Genomic DNA, 23,349 nt, shown 5'->3' on the forward strand with positions numbered 1-23,349 from the left:
CGTCACGCCGTGCTGGTGCGGCACTCAACGGCTTTGTACAGGCCCGGTGTTCGGGCTCAGCCGAAGTACGCCTGCTCGTTGACGTGGAACATGTAGTTGCGCCAGTTCGCCCGGATGTAGGTGAACCGCGCGGGGTCGTAGCTCCACAGCCGGTCCAGCGCACCGGCGACAAGGGCGTCGTCGGCCCGGACGAAGTCCAGGACGGCCTCCGCGACGGGGGCGTACGACCAGTGCCAGCGTTCCTGGCTGATCGCCGGGGTGTCCTGGGCCGACGCGGCCGTGTACGTCTGGAGGAAGCCGTGGCGGGAGGCGTTGGCGCGCAGCCAGGCGTAGCGGGCGGCCTGCGGGCCGCCGTCCGTCCAGTTCTGGGGTGTGGTGTCGAAGAAGTCGGCGTCGGAGCCGAGGTGGTGGCGTGAGACACCCGGCGCGGTCGAGGTGCGGAGTATCTCGATCTGGCGCTCGTCCGGGGTCAGGGACGCCCAGACCGTGCGGTGGGACTCCTTGTCGGGGTCCCACTGCGGGTCCGTGCCCAGCTCGGTGGGGTACGCGGCCCGGGTCCCGTCGGTGATGACGCCGAAGGTGCCGGCGCCGCCCGAACCGGTGCGCAGGAAGTCGTACTTGCGGTCCCAGATGGTCCGCTGGGTGGCCGCGGTCCGCACCCGGGAGACGACGACCGCCGCCCGGTCGGTGCCCGTGCCGGCTGCGGCGGCGTCCGCCAGGGCGTTGACCTGGGCGTCCAGCTCCGCGGGGAGGGCACCCGGGGCGGTGCCGGTGCCGGTGATCCAGGCCGCGACGGAGGCCGGATCCGCGGCGCCCAGCACGGCGGCGACGGCGCTTCGGCGGTCGTCGATGTCCTGCTGGGAGGAGTACACCCGGGGCGGCGGGGTCTCGTCACCGAAGGCCGACCAGCCGAGCCCGGCCGTGCCGGCGGCACCGGCGCCGGCAGTGGCCAGCAGCAGGAACCTCCGGCGGCTGGGCCTCCTGTGGCGCCCCGGGACCTGATTGTCGTGCGTGTCCTGCATGGTTGCCCTCTCTCGACTTCAGGCGGACGCGCCCTTGGCCTGCCCGCCCCGAACTGTGGGCACTCTAACGGGCTGTCCGCTATCGGTTCGCGGGGGCGGTTCGATTCGAACGAGGAGCTGGACAGGGCGAGTTGTCCGATCCGGAGGCATGACGGAAGGGCCTCTTGGCAGCTCGCGGTTGTCGAGGCCGGGTCCAGCATGACCGAGCTCGATCGGCTGGTATTACTGGGGCATGCAGGAAGAGATTGCACGCTCGGCGATCGACACGTTCATCTCCGCGTTCAACGCCTCGGACGACAGCTATGTGACTGCTCTGCTCTCCCAGGCTCTGACCTCGGACGTAGTCTTCTGGGGGCCGTTGGGTCGCAGCGAAGGAATCGCGGCGGTCGAGCGGTTCGTGCTGGACATCCGGCGCCACCCGGCGGGGACCGGCACGATGGTGCGCTGCTCGGCGGTGGACATGCCCGACGAGTGGGCCCGGTACCGGTGGGTCTTCACCACGCCGGATGGAGGTCCCCGCCTGGCGGGTACGGACGTCGTCCATCTGCGGCGGAGCCTCATCGACCAGGTCATCGTCTTTGCGGGAGAGATCGAACCGTCCGGCTCCTGAGTCATCCTTCTGTCGCTGTCTGCCTCCTGCCGCCGCTCTCTGCTACGGCTCCGAGGGCGCGGCACCGCCCCGCTTCCTCTCGTACGAAAGCTCGCTGCGAGAGCGGTCGGCCGAGACCGGCGGCTTCTACGACCCCTCCGCGCAGCGCTCGTTCGCCCCTACGGTCGCGAGGTGACCGTCTTCTGAACCGCCCCGTGCTCACGACCGGTCACGGGGGCGGAGGCGAGCTGCCGGAGTGGGCGGCATCGTGGGGTTCACCCAGCAGTGCGGCCGCCGCGACGCGCGCCTGCTCCACGGCGTTGGCCCAGTGCGGGCGGCGGCAAGCCCCGCGGACGACCGCCGCATCCCCCGCCGCGACGATGCCGTCCGCGACGCGGCCGCGGGCGTCGGTGACCACACCGCCGTCGAGGGTCAGGCCGGAGTCGGTGAGCCAGTCGACCGCGGGTACATCCCCGACCGCCGACACGATCACGTCGGCTGTGAGAAGGTCACCGTCGGCGTCGACGCGCTCCAGCGTGCGGGATCCGATCGACCGGACGCCGCCGGGCACCGTCCTGAGCACCACTCCGTGCTCACGCGCGGCATCCGTGATCACCCGGGCGAGCACCGGCCCGAGCACCCGGCGCAGCGGCAGGTCCCGGTCCACCACCGTGACCTGCGGGCCGAGGCTGCGGCACGTCGAGGCGATCTCCATGCCCAGCAGCCCCGCTCCGACGACCAGAAGGCTGCGAGCGCGCGTCAGCTCCTCGCGCAGCGCCGCGCAGTCGGCGAGCGTGCAACAGCACCCGTTCCCCCGACAGGGCACCGGTTCGGCGTCAGTGAGGTGTGAGCACCATCCGGAAGCGGGCGGCTCCGGAGAGCATCTTCTGGTAAGCCTCATCGGCGTGGTCCAGCGGTACGGTCTCGGTCATTGGCCGGATGCCGTGCAGAACGCTGAACGCCATGGTGTCTTCCACGTCCTGCGAAGTGCCGGATGGATGGCCGCGGACGACACGGCCGCTGAGAAGCAGTTGGGCGGGCGCAATGCCCATGGGCGAGGGATCCGCTCCGATGATCACCAACTCACCTCGCGGTGTGAGGCCTTCCACGGTCGCACTGATGGCCTGGGAGTTTCCGGCAGTGGCCAGAACGGTCCTCGCACCACCGAGGGCCTTCAGCGCCTCCGCGACCGGGACGCCCGAAGTGCTGTCGATGTAGTGGTGGGCGCCGAGCCGCTTGGCGAACTCCGCCTTCTCTGCGCCGCGGGCGATCCCCACGGTCTCGAAACCCATGGCGACCGCGTACTGGACGCCGAGGTGACCGAGGCCGCCCAGGCCGAGGACCGCGACGAGGTCTCCGGGCTCAGCGGGGCTGCGGCGCAATCCGTTGAACGTGGTCACACCGGCACACGCCATGGGCCCCGCGTCGGTTGCCGCGAGATCGTCAGGGATTTCGGCGAGCGCGTCGGCGGGCGCGATCATCTTCTCGCCAAAGCCTCCGTCGTAGGCCCAGCCGGGGACTTTCAGGTTCTCGCAGACGACGAAGTCGCCTTGACGGCAGCGAATGCAGGAGCCGCAGCTACCGCCGAACCAGCCGACCGCCACTCGGTCGCCTATCTGCCACCCCCGCTCGCCCACCCCGTCGCCCAGTTCCTCGATCCGCCCGGCGATCTCGTGCCCGGGCACCTCCGGGAACGAGACACCAGGTAGCCGACCCTCGACGAAATGGGCGTCGCTATGGCAGATACCGCACGCCTCCACGGCGATCCTGACGTGTCCGGGACCGGGCGGCGATATCTCGCGCTCGGCGATCTCGAAGGAGCTTCCTGGAGCGGTTACCTGCGCGACTCGGTAGCTGTTCATTGGTCCCTCCAGTGGGCGTATGCAGGGTCTGATACCAGGGCAACAGGTCTGGGGCTCTCACGCGCGTCGAGTCCTGCGCGCACGTGGCAGGCGGCCGGCGTCATGAAGAGCCCGGGCCGACTGCTGAGGGTGCCGCTGGAACGGATCCAGACCGTCGTCGCGCAAGAGGGTGATCTGAGCGAGCTCGTCCTTACGGCATTCCTCGCACGAAGAGCGAAACCTACGCTCGGGCCAGGAATCCGCTGGTGCGCGGTGCTGGGCCCAGGTGCATTCTGAAAGGTGAGCGGCCCCGACAGTGGGCCTGTCCAGCAGGCCCTTACGAAGCCTCGGCAGGGCCGGGTCCGCGAACCGGCGTCGGCGAAGCGAGCCAGGCGCCCGCGAGGTGCGTACCGGTGGCCGCCGACGGACAAGGGTCGTCTCGAACCAGGGAGTAGCTCATGCCGTCCCTCCACTTCCATGTGAATTCCTCGATGAGCCCGGAGGAGGTGATGGACGTGCTGACGAACTTCAGCCCCTCACGTGTCGACGAGTGGCCCTCCATCGATGCCGAGCACTTCCAGGTCCACGAGCGGGGCGACACCTGGGCGGAGGTGACCGAGGGGAACGACAAGTCGTGGGAGCGTGCACGCTACGAATGGGATCCCTCGGCGAACAGGGTCACGGTCACCACTCGGGATTCGGTGCCCTTCGGCTCCGGGGGCTGGCAGTTCCAGATGACCCCCACGGATTCCGGCACTCGGGTCGACGTCAGACTCGAACGTCACCCCGACTCGTTCACAGCAAAGATGAAGTCCTCGATCATTCCCTTCGCCGGTCCGGTGTTCCGCAAGTCCTTCAAAGAGCCCCTGCACACCGTGTAGCCGCGAGGCGGTCATCGCCGACCGGGCGCCGTCGGCGATGACGCACCGTTGTCGATGTCTCCGAGGGGAGCCGTTCACGACCACGGCGGACGAGCTGTTCATCCTCGCCCTGGACCTGAAGCATCCCGTGGGGCCGGGCGACCTGTACCTCGCGCTCGCGGGAGCCGAGCTACGAAGATCAACACGGTCACACCGACCGTCAAGGGCGACATCCGGGTCGGCATCGCCCGCGCCGGCGACCAGGTCACCCTGACCCTCACCTCCCCGGATGCACCCACCGCGCGGGTGGGTGTGCCGACGTACCGCGGCTCCTCAAACCGATCAGTCGGCCGTGGCCGGGCCGAACCACGTGGTGAGGGCGGTCCGGAGGGCGGCGGGGTCGGGGGTGGTGCCGGCGGGGGCGGTCCAGGCGACGTGGCCGTCGGGGCGGATGAGGAGCGCGGCGGGGGCGGGAGTCTCGTCGACCGGCCAGACAGGCCAGTGGTCGGCCGCGGACCGGGCCTCGACCAGGTCGACGCGATCGGCCCAGCTCCCCGCCGTGGCCGCGAGTTCGAGGTCACCGCGGAGGTCGAGCAGCACGGGGCGCGCCGTGCGCAGCAGGTCGAAGACGCGACGGCGGCCGTCACCGGTACGCAGATCGACGTCGGGGACCCGGCGGCCGGTCAGCGGGTGGTCGTCACCCATGGGGTAGCGGAGGTCCAGGGCGGTGATCATGCCGCCCAGGTGCCGGTTGACGTCGTCGTATGCGATGAGCGAACGGAGTACGTCGCGCAGCGCGTCGGTCTGTGGGCCCGGACGCGTCAGCGCCGTCTGCGCCCGGGTGTTGTGCAGCACCCGTTCCGCTACGGGATACCGCTCGGCGTGGTAGCTGTGCAGCAGGGTTTCCGGCGCCCGGCCGCGTACCACCGAGGCGAGTTTCCAGCCGAGGTTGACCGCGTCCTGGACCCCCAGATTCAATCCCTGGCCGCCTGCCGGGAAGTGGATGTGCGCCGCGTCGCCCGCCAGCAGCACCCGGCCTTCCCGGTACCGCTCGGCCTGCCGGGCCGCGTCACCGAAGCGAGAGACCCAACGGGGGCTGTGCATACCGAAGTCGGTGCCCGCGATCCCCAGCAGTGAACTCCGCAGCTCCTCGAACGTCACCGGTTTGCTCTGGTCGGCTACCCGGCCGTACTCCGTGGTGATCACCCGGTACCAGCCGGGCTCGAAGGCGAACACCGAGAAGTCGCCGCCCGGTTGCCGCTGCATGAAGAGCGACTCGGCGGGCGGATCGGTGAGTTCGACGTCGCCGAGCAGTGCGGTCACTGTCGCCGGGGTGCCGGGGAAGCCGATGCCCGCGAGCTTGCGCACCGCGCTGCGCCCGCCGTCGCAGCCCACAAGGTAGTGGGCGCGCAGTGTCGAACGTGATCCGTCCGGTCCGGCGACCTCGACCTCGACATCGGTGTCGTGCCGGCGGATCCCGGTCACCTCTGACGACCAGCGCACCCGCACACCGAGTTCGGTGGCCCACTCCTCCAGGAGCCGCTCGATATGGGACTGCAGGAGCACCAGCGACCGGGGATGCCTGGTCTCGAACCGGTCGAAGTCCAGCCGGAGCCCCGAGAAGTGGCCTATCGGGCGCGGTACGCCGGCCGCCAGGAAGCGGTCCAGGACGCCCCGCTGGTCCAGCACCTCCATGGTCCGGGCGTGCATCCCGCCTGCCCGCGACTCACCGGTCCGCGCGGCGAGCCGGTCGGCCACCACCACGTCGACCCCGGCCAGCCGCAGTTCGCAGGCGAGCATCAGGCCCGTCGGTCCGGCGCCCGCGATCACCACATCCGTGTCCGTCTCGGTGTCGGTCATCTGGATTCCCCCTGTTCCGGTGCGGCTTCCAGCCGCCGCCTCTAACGGCGTTAGAGAATGCCTCTAACAGTGTTAGAGTGTCAAGGGTCCAGGAAGGCGGGAACGGAATGAAGATCAACTCCGAGGTGATCGCCCGGGCGGCATTGGGACTGCTCGACGACGTCGGCCTCGACGGGCTCACCATGCGCCTTGTCGCCCAGGACCTCGGCGTACGAGCCCCCACCCTCTACTGGCACATCAAGAACAAGCAGGAACTGCTCGACGCCATGGCCACCCTGGTCTACGTCGAGGCGGCCGAGAGACTGGAGTCACCCCCCGACGGCTCCTCCTGGGAGGACTGGCTCGCCGACTGGGCCCGCCACCTGCGCCAGGCGATGCTGAGCCACCGGGACGGAGCACGCCTCCTCGCCGGCACCTACGTGAACCACCCGGCCGTGCACCGGGCGGTGGAGCTGCACCTGCGGACCCTGCGGGATGCCGGCTTCACCCTCAGCGAGGCGGCACGCGGCGTCCCGGCAGTCCTGCACTACACCATCGGCTGCACCATCGAGGAACAGGCCCACACCAGCGCGGCGTACGGCGACGACAACCCCTACGCACCCGAGCGGCTCGCCGGGATGATCGATGCCGAACGCTTCCCCCTCACCGCCCAGGCGTCGAGCGACCTGCTCGGCGTGGACGGCGACGCCGGCTTCGAAAACGGGCTGCGCCTCCTCGTGCTCGGTCTGCGCGCCGCAAGGGAGGAACGGGAGCGCGGCTGACCCCGGGGCGGGCGGCCTCTCGAGCCCGCCGCATCGGAGTCGTTCGCGCGCGTGGAGACGACGCAGGCCGACGCAGACCGGGGCCACCCATCCGCTTCCCCGCGCGGCCTCCGACGCCGACGGCAGGCAACGCGGGTGACCGCCCGGCATCATGGACTTCATGGACACGTCGAGCGCTGACTGGATCACCGTCGCGGCCTACGAGAACCTGCCTGGCTGTCTCCGGCCGATGGCGGCCGCGCGCGCTTGACTGCGCGACCGCGGCATCGACTGGATGCCCTTCGAACAGGACGACCTCCGCTGGGGACTTGCCTGCGGCATCGGTCCTGACGGCCGCCGGCACGGCTGGTTCGACATCCGCGTTCACGCCGACGCACTACGGCGGCTCGGGCTGCACCCCGACCAACCCACCGCCGAAGTCATCGGCCCGTCCCCGCCCCGCTGGTGGCATGCCGCCGCCGAACGCAACACGCATGAGGACCTCAGAGGATCGCTTCGACGTACGCGGTGAGCGCGGCCGGGGCGGTGAGCAGGTGGCCGCGGGCGCGGCGGCCCTCGATGAACGGCGCGACCGACGAGGGATAACCGCCTTCCACGCCCCTCCCGCGCTCCGCGCATCCACCTCCCACGATCAGGGCGTTTGCCCCTCAACAGCCCGATCGGCACGCTCCGTATACGGCATGGTTACGTCTCGTAGCGGAATGCCGACACGAGCACCCGCGACCAGGAGGAGACACATGCGAGCAAAGACGGCCCTCACCGCCGGAGCACTGGCGCTCACCATCGCCGCCGGAGCCGGATGGGCCGCCCAAGCAGCCCCCGAACACGCCCCCACCACCAAGTCCGCGCAGACCCGCGTCGTCGACGGCTACCAGATCGTCGCGCTCCCCAACGCCACCGTGCCGAACTTCCAGCGCCGCACCGTCTACTGCCCGCCCGGCAAGCACGTCATCGGCGGCGGAGCCGAAGCCCAGGGCAACGACGCGATCCTCGTGGGCAGTTTCCCCACCCCCGACGGATCGGGCTGGATCGCCCTCGGCAGGCAGAGGGCCTACAGCGACGTCGGCATCAGCGTCTACGCGATCTGCGCCAACTGACGCCCCAGCCCCCTCCAGCGCCCCGCCCCGGACCTCCGGCGGCGGGGCGCCGTGCATCGCGGGCCCGGCGCTCCCCCTCACGGAGAACACCGGGCTCCGTCGCCCCATTCGGATTGCGGGGAGCTTCTTGACACTCCGCCGTCGCCGAGGATGTCGTAGGCACGGCCGGCTCGCCCGGTGTCAGCTCGCCGGCCCGGCGTCGCCCGGCTCCTGGCCGCACTGCCGGAGCCGACGCCGAGCGCATCGTTCGCCCCGCCCTGCCCACCACGACCGCGACGACCGCTACGACCCGCGACGACTGCGACGACTGCGACGACTCCGAGAGGAACACATGACGGACACACACGACTGGGCGAGCGAGGCGGTCGCGGTACGGCGGTTCCAGGAGCGGCTGGGGCTGCCCGGACTCGTCGACGTCCATGTCCACTTCATGCCCGAGAACGTGCTGCGCAAGGTGTGGGACTACTTCGACGCGCTCGGCCCGCGGACCGGGGGTGTCGAGTGGCCCATCACCTACCGCGCCGGGGAGGCCGAACGCCTCGCCGTGCTCCGGGACTTCGGCGTCCGCGCCTTCACGTCGATGGTCTATCCGCACAAGGGAGAGATGGCCCGGTGGCTGAACGACTGGGCCGCCGACTTCGCCCGCCGCACCCCCGGCTGCCTGCACACCTCGACCCTCTTCCCCGAGCCGGGCGTCGAGTCGTACGTCAGGGAGGCGGTCGAGTCGGGCGCGCGCGTCTTCAAGGCTCATGTCCAGGTGGGGGCGTACGACCCGGCCGACGACCTCCTCGACCCCGCCTGGGGACTGCTCGCCGAGGCCGGCGTCCCCCTCGTGATCCACTGCGGTTCGGGTCCCGCGCCGGGCAAGTACACCGGGCCCGAGCGGGTGGAGCGGGTCCTCGCCCGCCATCCCCGACTGCGGCTGATCGTCGCGCACATGGGGATGCCCGAGTACGAGGACTTCCTGAGTCTCGCCGAGCGGTACCCGGAGGTCAGGCTGGACACCACGATGGCCTTCACCGACTTCGGGGACCGCTTCGCCCCGTTCCCCCAGGACGCCCTGTCCCGGCTCGCCGATCTCGCCGACCGCGTCCTGCTCGGCAGCGACTTCCCCAACATCCCCTATCCGTACGTCCATCAGCTGCGGGCGCTGGAGCGCCTGGGGCTCGGCGACGCGTGGCTGCGGGGCGTCTGCCACGACAACGGGGCGCGCCTGTTCGGGCTGGAGTGAGTCCGGCCCTCCCCCCACGATGGACCGGCGGGCCCACGGCGTTCGGTTGCTCCGACCGGGGATTCCGTGCTACTTCTCCGCCATGACCGCGCTTTCCCCGTTCACCCCCGACGCCGTCGACTGGCGCATCCTCGACGTCCTCCAGCGCGACGGCCGGGCCAGCTTCGCCGATCTGGCGCGGGCCGTCTCCATGTCGCCCAGTGCCGTCACCGAGCGGGTGCGCCGGCTGGAGGAGGCGGGGATCATCAGCGGGTACACGGCGGTCGTGGACCCGGAGAAGGTCGGCCTGACGATCCTGGCGTTCGTGCGGCTGCGCTACCCGAACGGGAACTACAAGCCCTTCCACGACCTGGTCGAGGCGATGCCGGAGATCCTGGAGGCCCACCATGTGACCGGCGACGACTGTTTCGTCCTCAAGGTCGCGGCACGCTCCATGCGCCACCTGGAAGAGGCCACCGGCCGCATCGGCGCCCTGGGCTCCGTCACGACCAGTGTCGTGTACTCCTCCCCGCTGCCCCGGCGCCAGGTGGGCCACTGAGGGACGCGAAAGCGCCCCGGCCCCGCGGCCGGCGAGGAACTGACGGCGTGGGCCACCGTGTCGCCCGTACCAGCTCGTAAACCGTTGGAGGCCCGGATTCCCGCGCTCCTATAGTGGCCGCCATGCGCACCGCCTATCCCCGAACACCACATCTTCCCTGGTCACCCGGTGTCTCCACCGACGATGTGCGGGCCGGAGGCCTCGGGGGGTTCGTCGGGCGGGAGGTCGTCGTCACCGAGAAGCTCGACGGGGAGAACACCACGCTGTACGCGGACGGGCTGCACGCGCGGTCCGTGGATTCGGCGCACCATCCGTCGCGGGCGTGGGTCAAGGCGCTCCAGGGGCGGGTGGGGGCGCGGATACCGGCGGGCTGGCGGGTGTGCGGCGAGAACATGTACGCCCGCCACTCCCTGCCGTACGACAGCCTGGACGGGTACTTCTACGGCTTCTCCGTGTGGGACGCCCGCGACCGGTGTCTGGGCTGGGACGAGACCGTGCGGTTCCTGCGCGGGCTGGGGGTGCCGGTGCCGCCGGTGCTGTGGCGCGGGGTGTTCGACGAACGGGCGCTGCGGCGGCTGCGGGTGGAGACGGGACGGCAGGAGGGGTTCGTCGTACGGACCGTGGAGGGCTTCGCACGGGCGGAGTTCGCCGGGCGGGTGGCCAAGTGGGTGCGGTCCGGGCATGTCACGACGGACACGCACTGGATGCACTCGGCGGTGGTGGCGAACGGGCTGGGCTCCACGGCACCGCTGTGGGCCGTACGGTCGGGGGCGGCACCCGATGCGGAGGCGCTGGCCGCGTATCTCGGCGAGGCCTGCCCCGGCGCGACGGCGAGCGGCGATGCACACGCCGACCCGGGTGCGGCCGACCGCTCCGGTGCGGCCTTCGACGCGGTCGCCGCCGCCGAGGTGGCCGCCCGGCTGGACGGTCTCGGCCGGGGCGGCGACGCGCGGCTCGCGGGCGTGCTGGCCGCGCTGCTGCACCGCATCCCGCGGGCGAGGCTGCTGAGCGGGGCCGCCGGGACGCTGGGGGTGCCGCTGGCTCGGCGGGTCGCCGACCTGGTGGGGCTGCACGGCGGTCTGCAGCGGCCCTACCCGGACGGGGAGCGGCGGGCGGGGCTCGTGCGGATGTCGTTCGCGGCCGATCTCGGGGTGCTGCACGCGGTCGCGGGGACGGTCGCCGGGGACGACGAGGCACGTGAGCAGGTCGAGTGGTCGGCGCTGCACGCGCAGGAGGCCGGGCTGCTGGGCGAGGCGCCGCTCGGGGCGCTGCGGTCGGGGCTGCGCGAGGCGCTGGAGTCCGACGGGATCGGCGGTGCGGCGGCGGACCGCTGCTGGGCGGAGACACGGGAGGCGTACGCGCGGGGGCGCGTCGGCACGGTGGCGGAGGCCGTCGCGGCGACCTGGCGCTGGCGGGGCGGGGAGTCGCCCCGGCTGGTGCAGTTCGTGGGGCCGTCCGGAAGCGGCAAGAGCGCCTTCGCGGCACGGCTGGAGGGTGTCTCGGCGTACGTCTCGCTGGACGGGCTGCGGGAGGCGCGCGGTGACCGGGCCGACCAGAAGGCCAACGGGGAGGTGCTGCGGGAGGGCCTGGACCGGCTGGACCGGGCGCTCGCGGACGGTGCCGGGCGGGTGGTGGTGTGGGACGCCACCTCGCTCAACCCGCACCAGCGCTCCCTGGTGCACGCGGTGGCCCGCCGCCGCGACGCGCTGGTCACCCACGCCGTGCTGGTCACGGCCGAGGACGAGCTGGTACGACGCAACGCCGGGCGGGCGCATCCGGTACCGGCCGGCGTGCTGGCGGGGCAGCTGCGCCGGTTCGTGCCGCCGTACCCCGGCCAGGCGCACCGGACCTGGTACGTCGGCGCGGACGGGACCGTGCAGGACCGTGACGGCACACTGGAGGGGGAGGACGCCTGATGCGTACCAGCGAGGAGATCTACCACCGGGTGCGCTGGGATCCGCGGTTCGACCCGGCGCGGTTCGTGCTCGGCATCAACCAGCGCCAGGCCGCGCCGAAGCGGGTGCCGCTGCCGGCGTTCGTGCCGGGCGGCGAGATCCCCTGGCACCGGGTGCTGTTCGTGGAGGCGGACGGCGAGCTGGTGTGGGACCGCGCCACCGGGGTGGACCGTATCGACACCTCCGGCGCCGGCCGGGTGCGGGAGGCGCGACGGCTGCGGGCGCCCTTCTTCACGGCGCGCACCCCGCACGCCTGGGACGCGACGGCCGGGCGCTGGCGGCCCGCGCCGCCGCCCCGGCCGCCCCGGCCGTCCCCGCCGTCCCCGCCGTCCCCGCCGTCCCCGCCGTCCCCGCCCTCGGCGCCGGACACGGGGCACGACCGGGTGCGGATCCTCACCTGGAACACGCTCTGGGACCGCTACGACAGCCACCGCATCGACACCGCCCGGCGCCGCCCGCTGCTGCTCGAGGCGCTGGAGCGCGCCGACGCGGACGTCATCGCCCTCCAGGAGGTCGAGGCGGGGCTGCTGACCATGCTGCTGGTCGCCGACTGGACACGGGCGGGCTACACGCTGGCCACCGACCCCTACGGCAAGGACGTCGACGACTGCGGTCTGCTGCTGCTCAGCCGGCTGCCCGTGCGGGAGGGGGCCGTGCACGTCCTCGGGCACCACAAGGCCGTCACCGCCCTCGTCGTGGACACCGCGTCGGGTCCGCTGACCGTGGCCGCCACCCATCTGACGAGCGACCACTCCGAGGACGGACCGGCCCGGCGCGCCGCCGAGCTGACCCGGCTGGCCGAGGGACTCTCGGGTGTCACGGGCGGCCTGGTCCTGGTCGGCGACTTCAACGACGGCGGGCCCGGCCCGGCGCGCACCCTCGGCATGCTCGACGCCTGGACCGAGACCCACGGGCCGGGCGACGACTCCCCCACCTTCGACCCGGGCGTGAACCCGCTGGCCGCCGTCTCCTCGCTCAGCGGCCGGGCCTCCCGCCTCGACCGGGTCTTCGTCCGCGCCGCCGACGGCCCGCGCGTGACCGGCGCCGCCCTGCTCGGCGACACCCCCACCCCGCAGGGGCTGTACGCCTCCGACCACTACGGGGTCGCCGCCGACCTGTACTGCGGCACCGGTGCGCCCGTCGACGTGCTCGACCTCGCGCCGACGCCGCGCACGGCGCTCGCCTGGGTGCCGCCGCGTGACCTGTGGCCCGCGATCCAGGACGTGCGCCGCGACCACGACGTGCAGATCCGGCGCTGGCCGCCGCACGTCAACGTGCTCTTCGGGTTCGTCCCCGAGGCGGAGTTCGAGCGGGCGGCGCCGCTGCTGGCCACGGCCGCCGCTCAGGTCCAGCCGTTCACGGCCCGGCTCGACGGGCTGCACACCTTCGGGCACCGGCACGGCGCCACGGTGTGGCTGGACCCGGCCGCGGCCGACGAGACGCCGTGGGCGGAGCTGTGGCAGGCCCTCGTACGGCGCTTCCCGCGCTGCCGGGGACGCCATGAGGGCTTCACCCCGCATCTGAGTCTCGGCCGGACCGGCGACCCGCACGCGGTCGAGGCCGACTGCGCGGCCCGGCTCTCGCCCATGACGGCGCGGGTCGGCGAACTGGTCCTGCTGTCCCGGCGCGGCACCGAACCGATGCGGCCGCGGGCCACGGTCGCGCTCGGCACCGGTGAGGTGCGCTGGCTGCCCGAGCCCGCCGTCGGCCGCCCCGACCGGGACTGGGCGGCCTGGGCCGGCCCCGCCCCCGGGCGGGAGGTCCGGCCCGACGCGGACGGGGCGGCGGCCGAGCGGGTCGTACGGCGCCTGACGGACGCGTTCGCCGAAGGCACCGTCGAGGTGGCCGGGTCCCGGCGCATGGGCTGCGCGCTCGCGGGCGCCGACCTCGACGTGGTGGCCGCGCTGCCGGGGGCGGTCGACCTCGCGGCCGTACGGGAGCGGGTCACGGCGGCGCTGCCGGAGGCGGCGCGGGTGCGGGAGGTCGTCGGCGCGCGGGTGCCGGGGCTGCGGCTGCGGGCCGAGGGGCTCGACGTGGACCTGGTGGTCGTGGGCACGGGGTCGGTGCCGCCCCGGGAGGCGGTGGCGCGACGGGCCGAACTGGGCGAGGCCGCGGCCATCGCCCTGAGCGCGGTGTCCGACGCCGACGCGGTCCTGGCGGCGGTGGGCGCGACGGGGGCGCCGGGGTTCGCGTCGCTGGCGCGTGTCGTGAAGGCGTGGGCGCGGGCGCGCGGGCTGGACTCCGCCCCGTTCGGCGGGCTGCCCGGGGTGGCGTGGGCGGTGCTCGCGGCCCGTACGGTCCGGGAGGCACCGGACGGCGCGGACGACGCCGAGCTGCTGCGGCGGTTCTTCGGCACCTGGGCCGCGTGGGACTGGCGGGCGCCGATCGCCCTCACCGGGGAGGACCCGGCGTCCGAGGACGGCGCCGCCCTGACGGTGCTGACCCCCGGCGCGCCGGTGCGCTCCTGCACCGGACAGGTCGGCGCCGCTACGGCGGATCTGCTGAGCCAGGAGTTGTACCGGGCCTGGGACATCGCGGAGACGGCGGCCGGGACCGGGACGGATCCCCGGCCCGCGCTCCTGTCCCCGCCGCCCCTGCACCGGCGCCACGCGTCCTGGGCGGTGGTGACGGTCCGGGCCCGCCGCCCGGAGGACCTCGACGAGCTGAACGGGCGGGTACGGGGGCGGATGCGGGCGCTGCTCACGGCGCTGGCGGAGTCGGGCGTGACGGAGGCCCACGCCTGGCCGCGGACGCTGCTCGACGAGCCGGCGGCCGCGCGGTACGCGATCGGGCTCGGGCGCACCTCGCCCCGTGCCGCGGAGCGGCTCGCGAGCGTCGCCGACCGCTGGCTCACGGGGCTGCCCGGGGTCGAGTGGGAGTGCGTCGAGGGCGGGGCGGTGCCCACGCCGAAGTGATCAGAATACGCACATGTGTGCGGTAAGTCCCGAGATGTCCCCAGGGCGGATTTTCGCCAGTAGGGTGGCGGGCGAATCCACGGCAGCCGGTACGACGTCGGGCTGCCGCATGCCGTCAGGGGGGCAGAGTCATACGGGTGCTCGCGGAGAGATACGAACTGGTCGAGGCCGTGGGGCGCGGGGGCATGGGGGAGGTCTGGCGTGCCACGGACCGCGAGCTCGGCCGGACGGTGGCGGTCAAGGTCCTGCCGCCGGAGCTCACCCGCCACGAGGAGTTCCGGGTCCGGTTCCGCCGGGAGGCGCGCACGGTCGCCTCGCTCAACCACCGCAACGTCGCGGTGCTGCACGACGTCGGGGAGGACACCACGGACGGCGGGACGACGCCGTTCCTGGTCATGGAGTTCATCGAGGGGCGCACCCTGACGGACGCGCTCACCGAGGGGCCGTTCACGGTCGAACGGGCGCTGTCCGTCGGCAGGGACATCGCCGACGCCCTCGCCCACAGCCACGGCCAGGGCCTCATCCACCGGGACATCAAGCCGTCCAACGTCATGCTGACGTCCGGGGGCGACATCAAGGTCCTGGACTTCGGGATCGCCAAGGTCGTCGCGGAGACCACGACCCGGCTCACGGCCACGGGCATGACGGTCGGCACCCCCGCCTACCTCTCCCCCGAACAGCTCACGGGGCGGTCGGTCGACGGCCGCTCCGACCAGTACTCCACCGGCTGCCTGCTGTACGAACTGCTGACCGGCCGCCCGCCGTTCGTCGGCGACTCGCCGTTCGCGGTGATGCACCAGCACATCAGCCAGGAACCGCTCGTGCCGTCCCGGCTGCGACCGCAGATCCCGGCCGGCGTCGACGCGCTCGTGCTGCGCACCCTGGCCAAGGACCGCGAGGAGCGGCTCGGCAGCGCGGCGGAGCTGCGGGAGGCGCTGGCGGAGACCCTCGCCGCGCTGGGCGCGCCGGTGACGGCTCCCACCCGGCAGCCCGCCGCCTCGGCCCCGGTCACGCCGACCGCGCCGCCCGCGCCCACCGTCCCGCCCGCCCGCACGGCCGCCGATCCCCCGGCGGGACCGGGGCACACGGCCCTGGCCCAGCAGGAGACCCGCACCGCGCCCGCACCGCCGCGGCCGTCCGGCCCGCCACCGGGCGAGCGGCCCGGCCCGGCCGCCTCCGACGGCACCCCGTCCCCCGCCCGGCGCTTCTCCGTCGGCGCCGGACGGCTCGTCGCCCTGCTGGGCCTCGTCGCCTCCGGTGTGGTCACCCTCGGCTACCAGGACCTGTACGACGACTCCCTCGAACCGCTGATCGGCGTGTGGGCGGCCACCGCCGTGCTGGGGCTCGCGGTGTTCCGCTGGTTCCCCCTCACCTCGACCTGCCTGTGGTGGGGCGCCGGGGCCCTGGCCGTCGCGAGCGTCACGGCGGGCGGAATGGACCGGGGCGCCGACTACTCCTCGGGGTACGGCTCGCTCTACTACTACGACTCCTACAGCAGTGAGTACTACAGCGCGTCCTACGACGGGATCGACCGCGTCGAGATCTTCGCCGCGCCGCTGCTCGCCCTCGCCGTGCTCTGTCTGGTCCGCGCCCTGCGCCCCCGCGACCCCTCCCCGCTCGCGGCGGCCTGCGCGCTGACCCTGGGCGGTACGGGGGTGGGCTGGCTGGCCTTCGACGACGAGGGCCAGACCGGGGTGTTCTCGGTCGCCTGGGGCCTGACCGCGATCGCCGCCGCCCTCCTCGAAGTCCGGGCCCGCCGCACGGCCACGCCCCGCCCCCGCCGCCGACTGCGGTTCGTGACGGCCGACCAGCGAACGACCTAGGGGCGCCGGGTGCCCCAGAGGCCGGACGGCCCTCGACCGGGCCGCCAGGGCGGACGTGGGGACCTGCCGGGGATCGTCGTCCGGCGGACCGACCGCCGCTTCGCCTCCGAGGCGCTTACGCGAAGGCGCCCGGCGGAGACGGCCGAACGCGCAGGCCTCTACCGCGCCTTCACCGGCTGGGGCGCCCCTGACCTGCGCCGCGACCGTCGAAGCGGGCGGGACACGGCCGAGCCGTGACCGCGAGGCCCGGTACGAAGGCGGCCGGGCCCCGGGTGCCCGCCACGCGACCGCGACCGGGGCCGGTGCACCCGTCCGCCCCGGCCCCGGCCTCGCGCCGCGCTCGCCCCTGCGCTCCTACGGCGCCCTGCGGCGGGCCCGGCCCGCGCAGATGGCCGCGAGGACGACCGACACGGCGACGATCCCGGCCGGTGCCAGGGCGAGCGAGGGCCAGTGCGGGCCGCCCTCCCCGGCCGGGGCGGACCGGAGTACCGCGGTGGCCGCCGCCGCGCACAACCCGCCGCCGAGGAGCCCGGCGACGATGCGCGGTCCCCGCCGGGGGCCGGCGGGAGCCGGGGCCGCGCACAGTTCCGTCCAGTCCCGCGCGGTCTGCCGTGCCTCGCGCCGCCGCTGGACGAGCGCACGGCCCCGCAGGACCGCCGTGACGGCCGTGCCGGTGACCGCCGCGGCTGCGGGCGCCCACCAGGCCTCCGCCAGGAACAGCAGCAGGGCGATCACTGCGGTCGTGCTCCAGCCGCTGAGACAGGCGGCCGCAGCGGTGCGGCGGGAGTCCGGGCGGTCGGCGCCGGCCCGCAGGTCGACGAGGGCCGGCAGATACCAGACACAGCCGGACACGGTCACCATCGCGACGCCGAGAGCGGCGACGGGCTGGGCCACGGCCTAGACCTCCGCCTCGAGCGCGGCGATCTCAGGGTGGTGCAGGTCGAAGGCGGGCGACTCGCTGCGGATGCGGGGCAGGGCGGTGAAGTTGTGGCGCGGCGGCGGGCAGGAGGTGGCCCACTCCAGGGAGCGGCCGTACCCCCAGGGGTCGTCCCCGGTGACCGGCGTGGCGTACTTGGCGGTCTTCCAGACGTTGTAGAGGAACGGCAGGATCGACAGGCCGAGCAGGAACGCCCCGAGGGTGGACAGGGTGTTGAGGGCGGTGAAGCCGTCGGCGGCCAGGTAGTCGGCGTACCGGCGGGGCATGCCCTCCGCGCCGAGCCAGTGCTGGACCAGGAAGGTGAGGTGGAAGCCGGCCGTGAGTGTCCAGAAGGTGATCTTGCCGAGGCGTTCGTCGAGCATCCTGCCGGTGAACTTGGGCCACCAGAAGTGGAAGCCGGCGAACATCGCGTACACGACCGTACCGAAGACGGTGTAGTGGAAGTGGGCGACGACGAAGTACGAGTCGGAGAGGTGGAAGTCCATCGGGGGTGACGCGAGGATCACCCCGGTGAGGCCGCCGAAGACGAACGTGACGAGGAAGCCCGTGGTCCACAGCATCGGCGTCTCGAAGGACAGCGAGCCCTTCCACATGGTGCCGATCCAGTTGAAGAACTTCACGCCGGTCGGGACGGCGATGAGGAACGTCATGAAGGAGAAGAAGGGCAGCAGTACCCCGCCGGTGACGTACATGTGGTGGGCCCACACGGTCACGGACAGGCCGGCGATCGCGATGGTCGCGGCGACGAGCCCCATGTAGCCGAACATCGGCTTGCGGCTGAAGACGGGGATCACCTCGGAGACGATCCCGAAGAACGGCAGCGCCAGGATGTAGACCTCGGGATGGCCGAAGAACCAGAACAGGTGCTGCCAGAGCAGGGCGCCGCCGTTCGCCGCGTCGAAGACGTGGCTGCCGAACTTGCGGTCGCACTCCAGCGCGAACAGGGCCGCCGCGAGCACGGGGAACACGATCAGCACCAGGACGCCGGTCAGCAGCACGTTCCAGGTGAAGATCGGCATGCGGAACATGGTCATGCCGGGGGCGCGCATACAGATGATCGTGGTGATGAAGTTGACGGCTCCGGCGATCGAGCCGAAACCGGACAGCGCAACGCCCATGATCCACAGGTCGGCGCCGAGGCCCGGGGAGTGCACGGAGTCCGACAGCGGCGCGTAGAGGAACCAGCCGAAGGACGCCGCCCCGCCCGGTGTGAGGAAGCCGAAGGCGGCGATGGAGGAACCGAACAGGAAGAGCCAGAAGGCCAGCATGTTCAGCCGGGGGAAGGCGACGTCCGGGGCGCCGATCTGGAGCGGCATGATCCAGTTGGCGAACCCGGTGAACAGCGGCATCGCGAACATCAGGAGCATGATCGAGCCGTGCATCGTGAACGCCTGGTTGAACTGTTCGTTCGACATCAACTGGAGCCCGGGCCGGGCCAGTTCGGCCCGCATCAGCAGCGCAAGGACACCGCCGACGAGGAAGAACACGAACGCGCTGACCAGATACAGCGTGCCGATCCTCTTGTGGTCGGTGGTCGTCAGCCACTCCACCCAGGAGGGCCGCGCCGGGGCCCCCGCGGCGCTTCCCGGTGCTCTCTCCACCAGTTCCGTACGTGCCTCGTCCACCGGTGTGTGTCCTCCCCTTGGTCTCTGTCGGCTCGGCTTCTCGCCGAGCCAAGATCACCGCAGGCGAGGAAGGCGCCGGTAGGGTCGAACGGCCCCGGCTGGTCCCGGGCCCCGGGGCCCGAAGGTCCCGTGACGCCCGGGCCGGGACCCGGCCGTCACCGCCGGGGCGGCGTCACGCGCAGCGTGGTGCGGCTCGCGCCCGCCGGCCAGAGCACCTCGACCTCGACGCCGCGGGCACGGGCGTAGGCCACCAGGTGCGCGGTGGCGTCCCGGCCGTCGGAGGGCGAGCCGTCCCATACGGCCACCAGGCGTCGGCAGCCCGCGACGATCTCCTCGTCGGCGCCGACGCACGCGTCGCGGTCGCCGGGGTCGTACGTCAGCAGCCGCACCTCCCGGGCGAGCAGCAGCAGTTCCCCGGTCGGCACCCGGTCCCGTTCAGGCAGCAGGGCGGGCACCATGCCACTGGCGGGGATCACCACGACCAGGTCCCGCCCCGCCACCCGCAGCGCCCGCGCGAAAGCCAGCGGGGCGCCTCCTCCGGCCCGCACCACTCCCGGTCCGCCGTCGGACTCCCCCCGCAGCCGAGCCACCAGCCCGGCCTCGATCAGCCCGAGGCTCTCCGAGGTGACGTCGGCGTGGCCCACCACCGCGATCATCCACCGCTCCTTCCGTCCGGTCCACGCGATCAGTGAAGTCACGGCCCCGCGGGCCCGGCTAGGGTCGAACGGCCCTGAACGGGAGCGTTCGGCGCGGCGAGCCGGGGGCGGGCACGGGGGCCGCCGGACACGGCGGTCGCCACGGTTCCAGATATGGTGATTTCGTATGAAATGTTGTCCAGGGTGAGGTCATGCGGTGGATGCTCCCCAGAGGACGGGCCAGGTGCCGGGAGGGCCCTTGGAGGCGGTCGGGTACGCGGGTGTGCTGCGCGAGCTGCTGCCGATCGCGCTGTGGCGGGAGGACGCGGACGGCCGGATCGTGGAGTGGTCGCTCGCCGCCCAGGATCTGCTGGGGTACCGGGCCGAGGACGTCCTCGACCGGCCCGCGTCGGCGCTGCTGGTGCCCGAGGGCAACCGTGAGCTGGCCGATGAGCTGACGTACCGGGTGCACAGCGGGGAGACGGTCGTCGGGACCCTGTCCGTGCGCCATCGCGACGGCCATCAGGTCACGATGGAGATGTGGATCGTCCCGGCCGTCGGTCCGGACGGGCGGGCCGGGGCGATGCTGATCGCCGTCGAGACCTCCCAGGTCCTCAGGATGCGGGACTCGCTGGCGGCCCTGGAGAGCCTGTTCAGCCAGTCGCCGATCGGGCTGGCCACACTCGGCACCGATCTGCGCTTCCTGCGCGTCAACGAGGCGCTCGCCCGTATGAACGGGGTCTCCCCCGCCGAGCACGTGGGCAAGCGGCTCACGGAGGTCGTGCCCGGGGTCAACGCGCTGGCCCTGGAGTCGACGATGCAGGAGGTACTCGACCGGGGCACGGCCGTCGTCGACGTCCGCCGCAGCGGCCGCACCCCGGCCGACCCGCACCGGGAGCGGACCTGGTCGTGCTCCTACGCCCCGCTGCTCGACGGCGCGGGCCGCACCCTGGGGCTGATCGCGTCCCTCATCGACATCACCGAGAGCCAGCAGGCCGAGCGCGACGCGGAACGCGCCCGGCGCCGCTTCGCGCTGCTGGCGGAGGCCGGCACCAGGATCGGCACCACCCTGGACCTGCACCAGACGTCGGAGGAGATCGTCCGGATGCTGGTGCCCCAGCTCGCCGACTCCGCCGACGTACAGCTGCTGGAGGAGGTGTTGGCGCCCGACGAGCCCACCGACGCCGTGCACGGCGTGGTCCGGCGCATGGCCGCCCTGTTCACCGACCCCGCCGCGCCCCGGGCGAAGCTGCGCCCCGGCCTGACGTCCCGGCTGGCCCAGGGCTCCCTGTACGAGCGGGTCATCACCGAGGGCCGCCCCGCCAACCTGTACCGGTCGGACGTCCGGGCCCTGGTCACCGACCCCCGCGCCGACGAACTGCGCGCCTATCTGATGAGTCTGGGCTCGGCGCGACTGGTCCCGCTGGTGGCCCGGGGCAAGGCGCTGGGCGCGATCGTGGTGACCCGGCTGCGCAGCCGGGAGCCCTTCGACGAGCAGGACGGCGTGCTCATCGACGAACTGGCCGCGCGTGCCGCCCTGAACATCGACAACGCGCTGATGTACACCCGGCAGCGGGCGGCGGCCCTCACCCTCCAGCGCAGCCTGACGAACAGCGCGCTGCCGGACGTGCCCGGGCTCGATCTCACCGGCCGGTACCTGCCCGCCAGTGAGCACGACGTCGGCGGTGACTGGTACGACGTGATCGCGCTGCCGGACGACCGGACCGCGCTGGTCATCGGTGATGTGATGGGCCACGGCATCCATGCGGCGGCCGTGATGGGCCAGCTCCGTGCGGCGGTGCGGTCGCTGGCCCGGCACGGCATCCGTCCGGCCCGGATGCTGCGCTCGCTGGACGCCGTGGTGGCCGACATGGGCGAGGACCAGATGGCGACCTGCGTGTACGCCGTGCACGACCCGGCGACCGGCGGCTGTCTGATCGCCCGGGCCGGCCATCCGCCGCCGGCCGTGGTGACCCCGGGCGGCGCGATCAGCTTCCTGGACGGCTCCCCGGGCACCCCGCTGGGCACCGGGGGGCGGCGGTTCGCGACCGAGGAGGTCCCGCTGCCGCCCGGCAGCCTGCTGGTGCTCTACACCGACGGGCTGATCGAGGCCCGCGGCAGCGACCTCGACCAGGGCCTGGACCGCCTCGCCGGAGCCCTGCGGCGCCCCGCGCCGTCGCTCGCCGCGCTCTGCGACGGCGTCCTCGAACAGATGCTGCCGCACCCCGCCCAGGACGACGTGGCGGTGCTGATGGCCCGCCCCCAGTGACCGGGGGGCCTCCGCGAAATGCCGGGGCGGCGTGTGATGCTGGCGGCATGACCGATCAGCACGAGATCGCCGTCGTCCGCTGGACGGGGCAGGACCTTTCTCCCGACGGCGGGCTCTCCGGGCTGCTGGCCGCCTACCACCTGCGGACCCAGGAGGAGAAGGGCGAGGGTGTCGAGCGGGTGGAGGAGCTGCCGGAGCGCTACCGGGCGGAGGTCCGCGATCCGCTCGGCGCGTTCGGGCGGGACGTGGTGCTGGTGGCGGTGAGCGGGGGCGCCGCCGTGGGCTGTGTGGTGGTGACCGGGGCCGTGGGCGGGCGGTGCGAGGTGAAACGGCTGTGGACACGGCCCGCGCAGCGGGGCCGAGGGGTCGCCTCCGCGCTGGTCGGGGCCGCGCTGGCGCAGGCCGGGCGGAGCGGCGTGCGCACGGTGGGGCTGTCGGTGTGGCAGTGGCGGACGGGGGCGATCGCGCTGTACGAGCGGCTCGGCTTCACCGTCGTCCCGACGTGGGACGGCCGCGAGCGGCTGGTGTGCATGGAGCGCGCCCTCTGACGGGTCGCGGCCCCGCGCGGTGACCTGTACGGCCCACCGCTGTCTCCCTCCCGAGTGGTCCCGGTGGCGGAACGCGCCGCGGCACGGGTGTCTGGACCCAAGAGCTGTGCGGAGAGAGCGGGAGACCATGGAGCACAAGCGCGAGCGCCTCGGGACACCGCGGGCCGCCGGGATCGCCGGTGTCGTGTTCGCGATCCTGCTGGGCGTGGCGATCGTCCTGCTGCGGACCGCCCTGCCCGGCGGGGCCGGCGGGCACCACATCACGGTCGACGCGGCGCAGCGCAGGACCGTACAGACGGCGCTGGGCCTGCTGCCGTACGCCGGGATCGCGTTCCTGTGGTTCATGGGGGCCCTGCGCGAGCAGGCCGGGGACGCGGAGGACCGGTTCGTGTCCACTGTGTTCCTCGGCAGCGGCCTGATCTTCGTCGCCACCCTGTTCGGGTGCGCCGCGGCGGCGGTGACCGTGCTGGACGAGAACCAGCAGAACTCCCCCTTCGGCCGCCACTACGCCTACACCCTGCTGACCACGTACGCGATGCGGATGGCCGCGGTGTTCATCCTGACGACCTCGACCATCGGCCACCGGCTCGGCGTCCTGCCGCGTCCCCTGGTGCTCCTCGGGTTCGCCGCGGGTCTGACGCTCCTGCTGGTGGGGGCGCAGCTGCCCTGGTCGGAGCTGGTCTTCCCGGTCTGGGCGCTGATCGTCAGCCTGGACATCCTGCGGGGCGGGCGCGCCTCGGCGGCGGGGCGGCGGGCCGCCTCGGCGTAAGCGGGCCGGGCGCCGGTCTCACCCGAACGGGCCGCTCCTCGTCGCCGCCCGTGCCACGGCCCCCGAGGCTGGCA

At 73.1% G+C, this 23,349-nt stretch carries 20 protein-coding genes; 13 read left to right on the forward strand and 7 right to left on the reverse strand.

Annotation, left to right across the window (positions count from 1 at the left end; genetic code table 11):
- Positions 1-56: 56 nt before the first annotated feature.
- Positions 57-1,022: a D-alanyl-D-alanine carboxypeptidase family protein gene (locus AQJ58_RS23790; protein WP_067253176.1), complete on the reverse strand. Its 966-nt coding sequence runs from the start codon at positions 1,020-1,022 to the stop codon at positions 57-59.
- A 232-nt stretch (positions 1,023-1,254) separates the two neighbouring features.
- Between AQJ58_RS23790 and AQJ58_RS23795 the strand changes: the two genes are divergently transcribed.
- Positions 1,255-1,632: a nuclear transport factor 2 family protein gene (locus AQJ58_RS23795; protein WP_067253178.1), complete on the forward strand. Its 378-nt coding sequence runs from the start codon at positions 1,255-1,257 to the stop codon at positions 1,630-1,632.
- A 208-nt stretch (positions 1,633-1,840) separates the two neighbouring features.
- Here the strand turns inward: AQJ58_RS23795 and AQJ58_RS23800 are convergent, their stop codons facing one another.
- The gene (locus tag AQJ58_RS23800) at positions 1,841-2,437 is read right to left on the reverse strand and encodes an FAD-dependent oxidoreductase (RefSeq protein WP_234360257.1); all 597 of its coding nucleotides are present in this window, start codon (positions 2,435-2,437) and stop codon (positions 1,841-1,843) included.
- A gap of 10 nt (positions 2,438-2,447) precedes the next feature.
- Entirely contained in the window at positions 2,448-3,473 is a 1,026-nt protein-coding gene (locus AQJ58_RS23805; protein ID WP_067253181.1) for an alcohol dehydrogenase catalytic domain-containing protein, read from the reverse strand.
- A 437-nt stretch (positions 3,474-3,910) separates the two neighbouring features.
- Here AQJ58_RS23805 and AQJ58_RS23810 point away from each other — a divergent pair, with 437 nt between their 5' ends.
- Positions 3,911-4,333, forward strand: coding sequence for an SRPBCC family protein (locus AQJ58_RS23810; RefSeq protein WP_067253183.1), 423 nt, complete (start codon positions 3,911-3,913; stop codon positions 4,331-4,333).
- A gap of 321 nt (positions 4,334-4,654) precedes the next feature.
- Here the strand turns inward: AQJ58_RS23810 and AQJ58_RS23815 are convergent, their stop codons facing one another.
- Positions 4,655-6,172 (reverse strand): FAD-dependent monooxygenase, encoded by a 1,518-nt coding sequence (locus AQJ58_RS23815; protein ID WP_067253185.1) that lies wholly within the window; start codon positions 6,170-6,172, stop codon positions 4,655-4,657.
- Between the two features lie 107 nt (positions 6,173-6,279).
- On the opposite strand from AQJ58_RS23815, the gene AQJ58_RS23820 reads away from it, so the two are divergent.
- The 8 genes from AQJ58_RS23820 to AQJ58_RS23850 all read left to right on the forward strand — a co-directional run bounded on the left by AQJ58_RS23820 (position 6,280) and on the right by AQJ58_RS23850 (position 16,492).
- A complete protein-coding gene (locus tag AQJ58_RS23820; protein WP_067253187.1) occupies positions 6,280-6,933 on the forward strand; it encodes a TetR/AcrR family transcriptional regulator C-terminal domain-containing protein in 654 nt (217 codons plus the stop codon).
- A gap of 274 nt (positions 6,934-7,207) precedes the next feature.
- Positions 7,208-7,444, forward strand: coding sequence for a hypothetical protein (locus tag AQJ58_RS44685; protein ID WP_079079139.1), 237 nt, complete (start codon positions 7,208-7,210; stop codon positions 7,442-7,444).
- A 226-nt stretch (positions 7,445-7,670) separates the two neighbouring features.
- Complete coding sequence (locus AQJ58_RS23825; protein ID WP_067253188.1) at positions 7,671-8,030, forward strand: hypothetical protein; 360 nt, start codon at positions 7,671-7,673, stop codon at positions 8,028-8,030.
- Positions 8,031-8,361: 331 nt separating this feature from the next.
- Entirely contained in the window at positions 8,362-9,261 is a 900-nt protein-coding gene (locus tag AQJ58_RS23830) for an amidohydrolase family protein (RefSeq protein WP_067253190.1), read from the forward strand.
- Positions 9,262-9,343: 82 nt separating this feature from the next.
- On the forward strand, positions 9,344-9,799 hold the full coding sequence (locus AQJ58_RS23835) for an Lrp/AsnC family transcriptional regulator (protein WP_067253192.1): 456 nt from the start codon (positions 9,344-9,346) through the stop codon (positions 9,797-9,799).
- Between the two features lie 122 nt (positions 9,800-9,921).
- Positions 9,922-11,715, forward strand: coding sequence for an RNA ligase family protein (locus tag AQJ58_RS23840; RefSeq protein WP_067253193.1), 1,794 nt, complete (start codon positions 9,922-9,924; stop codon positions 11,713-11,715).
- Entirely contained in the window at positions 11,715-14,669 is a 2,955-nt protein-coding gene (locus AQJ58_RS23845) for a poly(A) polymerase (RefSeq protein WP_067253195.1), read from the forward strand. The genes AQJ58_RS23840 and AQJ58_RS23845 overlap by 1 nt, the downstream gene beginning before the upstream one ends.
- Positions 14,670-14,806: 137 nt before the next feature.
- Positions 14,807-16,492 carry a protein kinase domain-containing protein gene (locus AQJ58_RS23850; protein ID WP_067253197.1) on the forward strand — a complete coding sequence of 562 codons (1,686 nt, stop codon included), beginning with the start codon at positions 14,807-14,809 and terminating at the stop codon, positions 16,490-16,492.
- 354 nt (positions 16,493-16,846) lie between these two features.
- On the opposite strand, the gene AQJ58_RS23855 is transcribed toward AQJ58_RS23850, so the two are convergent.
- From AQJ58_RS23855 to AQJ58_RS23865, 3 genes are all read right to left on the reverse strand, one after another.
- Positions 16,847-17,386, reverse strand: a complete 540-nt coding sequence (locus tag AQJ58_RS23855) for a hypothetical protein (protein ID WP_067253199.1) — start codon at positions 17,384-17,386, stop codon at positions 16,847-16,849.
- Positions 17,387-17,389: 3 nt separating this feature from the next.
- On the reverse strand, positions 17,390-19,054 hold the full coding sequence (gene ctaD, locus AQJ58_RS23860; protein ID WP_420712179.1) for an aa3-type cytochrome oxidase subunit I: 1,665 nt from the start codon (positions 19,052-19,054) through the stop codon (positions 17,390-17,392).
- Positions 19,055-19,209: 155 nt separating this feature from the next.
- Entirely contained in the window at positions 19,210-19,710 is a 501-nt protein-coding gene (locus tag AQJ58_RS23865; protein WP_067253201.1) for a hypothetical protein, read from the reverse strand.
- 238 nt (positions 19,711-19,948) lie between these two features.
- On the opposite strand from AQJ58_RS23865, the gene AQJ58_RS23870 reads away from it, so the two are divergent.
- The 3 genes from AQJ58_RS23870 (at position 19,949) to AQJ58_RS23880 (ending at position 23,275) form a co-directional block, all read left to right on the forward strand.
- Positions 19,949-21,958, forward strand: a complete 2,010-nt coding sequence (locus AQJ58_RS23870; protein WP_234360258.1) for a SpoIIE family protein phosphatase — start codon at positions 19,949-19,951, stop codon at positions 21,956-21,958.
- 47 nt (positions 21,959-22,005) lie between these two features.
- Entirely contained in the window at positions 22,006-22,506 is a 501-nt protein-coding gene (locus AQJ58_RS23875) for a GNAT family N-acetyltransferase (protein WP_067253205.1), read from the forward strand.
- A 127-nt stretch (positions 22,507-22,633) separates the two neighbouring features.
- Complete coding sequence (locus AQJ58_RS23880; protein WP_067253206.1) at positions 22,634-23,275, forward strand: hypothetical protein; 642 nt, start codon at positions 22,634-22,636, stop codon at positions 23,273-23,275.
- The last annotated feature ends 74 nt before the right edge of the window (positions 23,276-23,349 follow it).

The organism is Streptomyces sp. DSM 15324 (genome assembly GCF_001514285.1).
Taxonomy (GTDB): domain Bacteria; phylum Actinomycetota; class Actinomycetes; order Streptomycetales; family Streptomycetaceae; genus Streptomyces.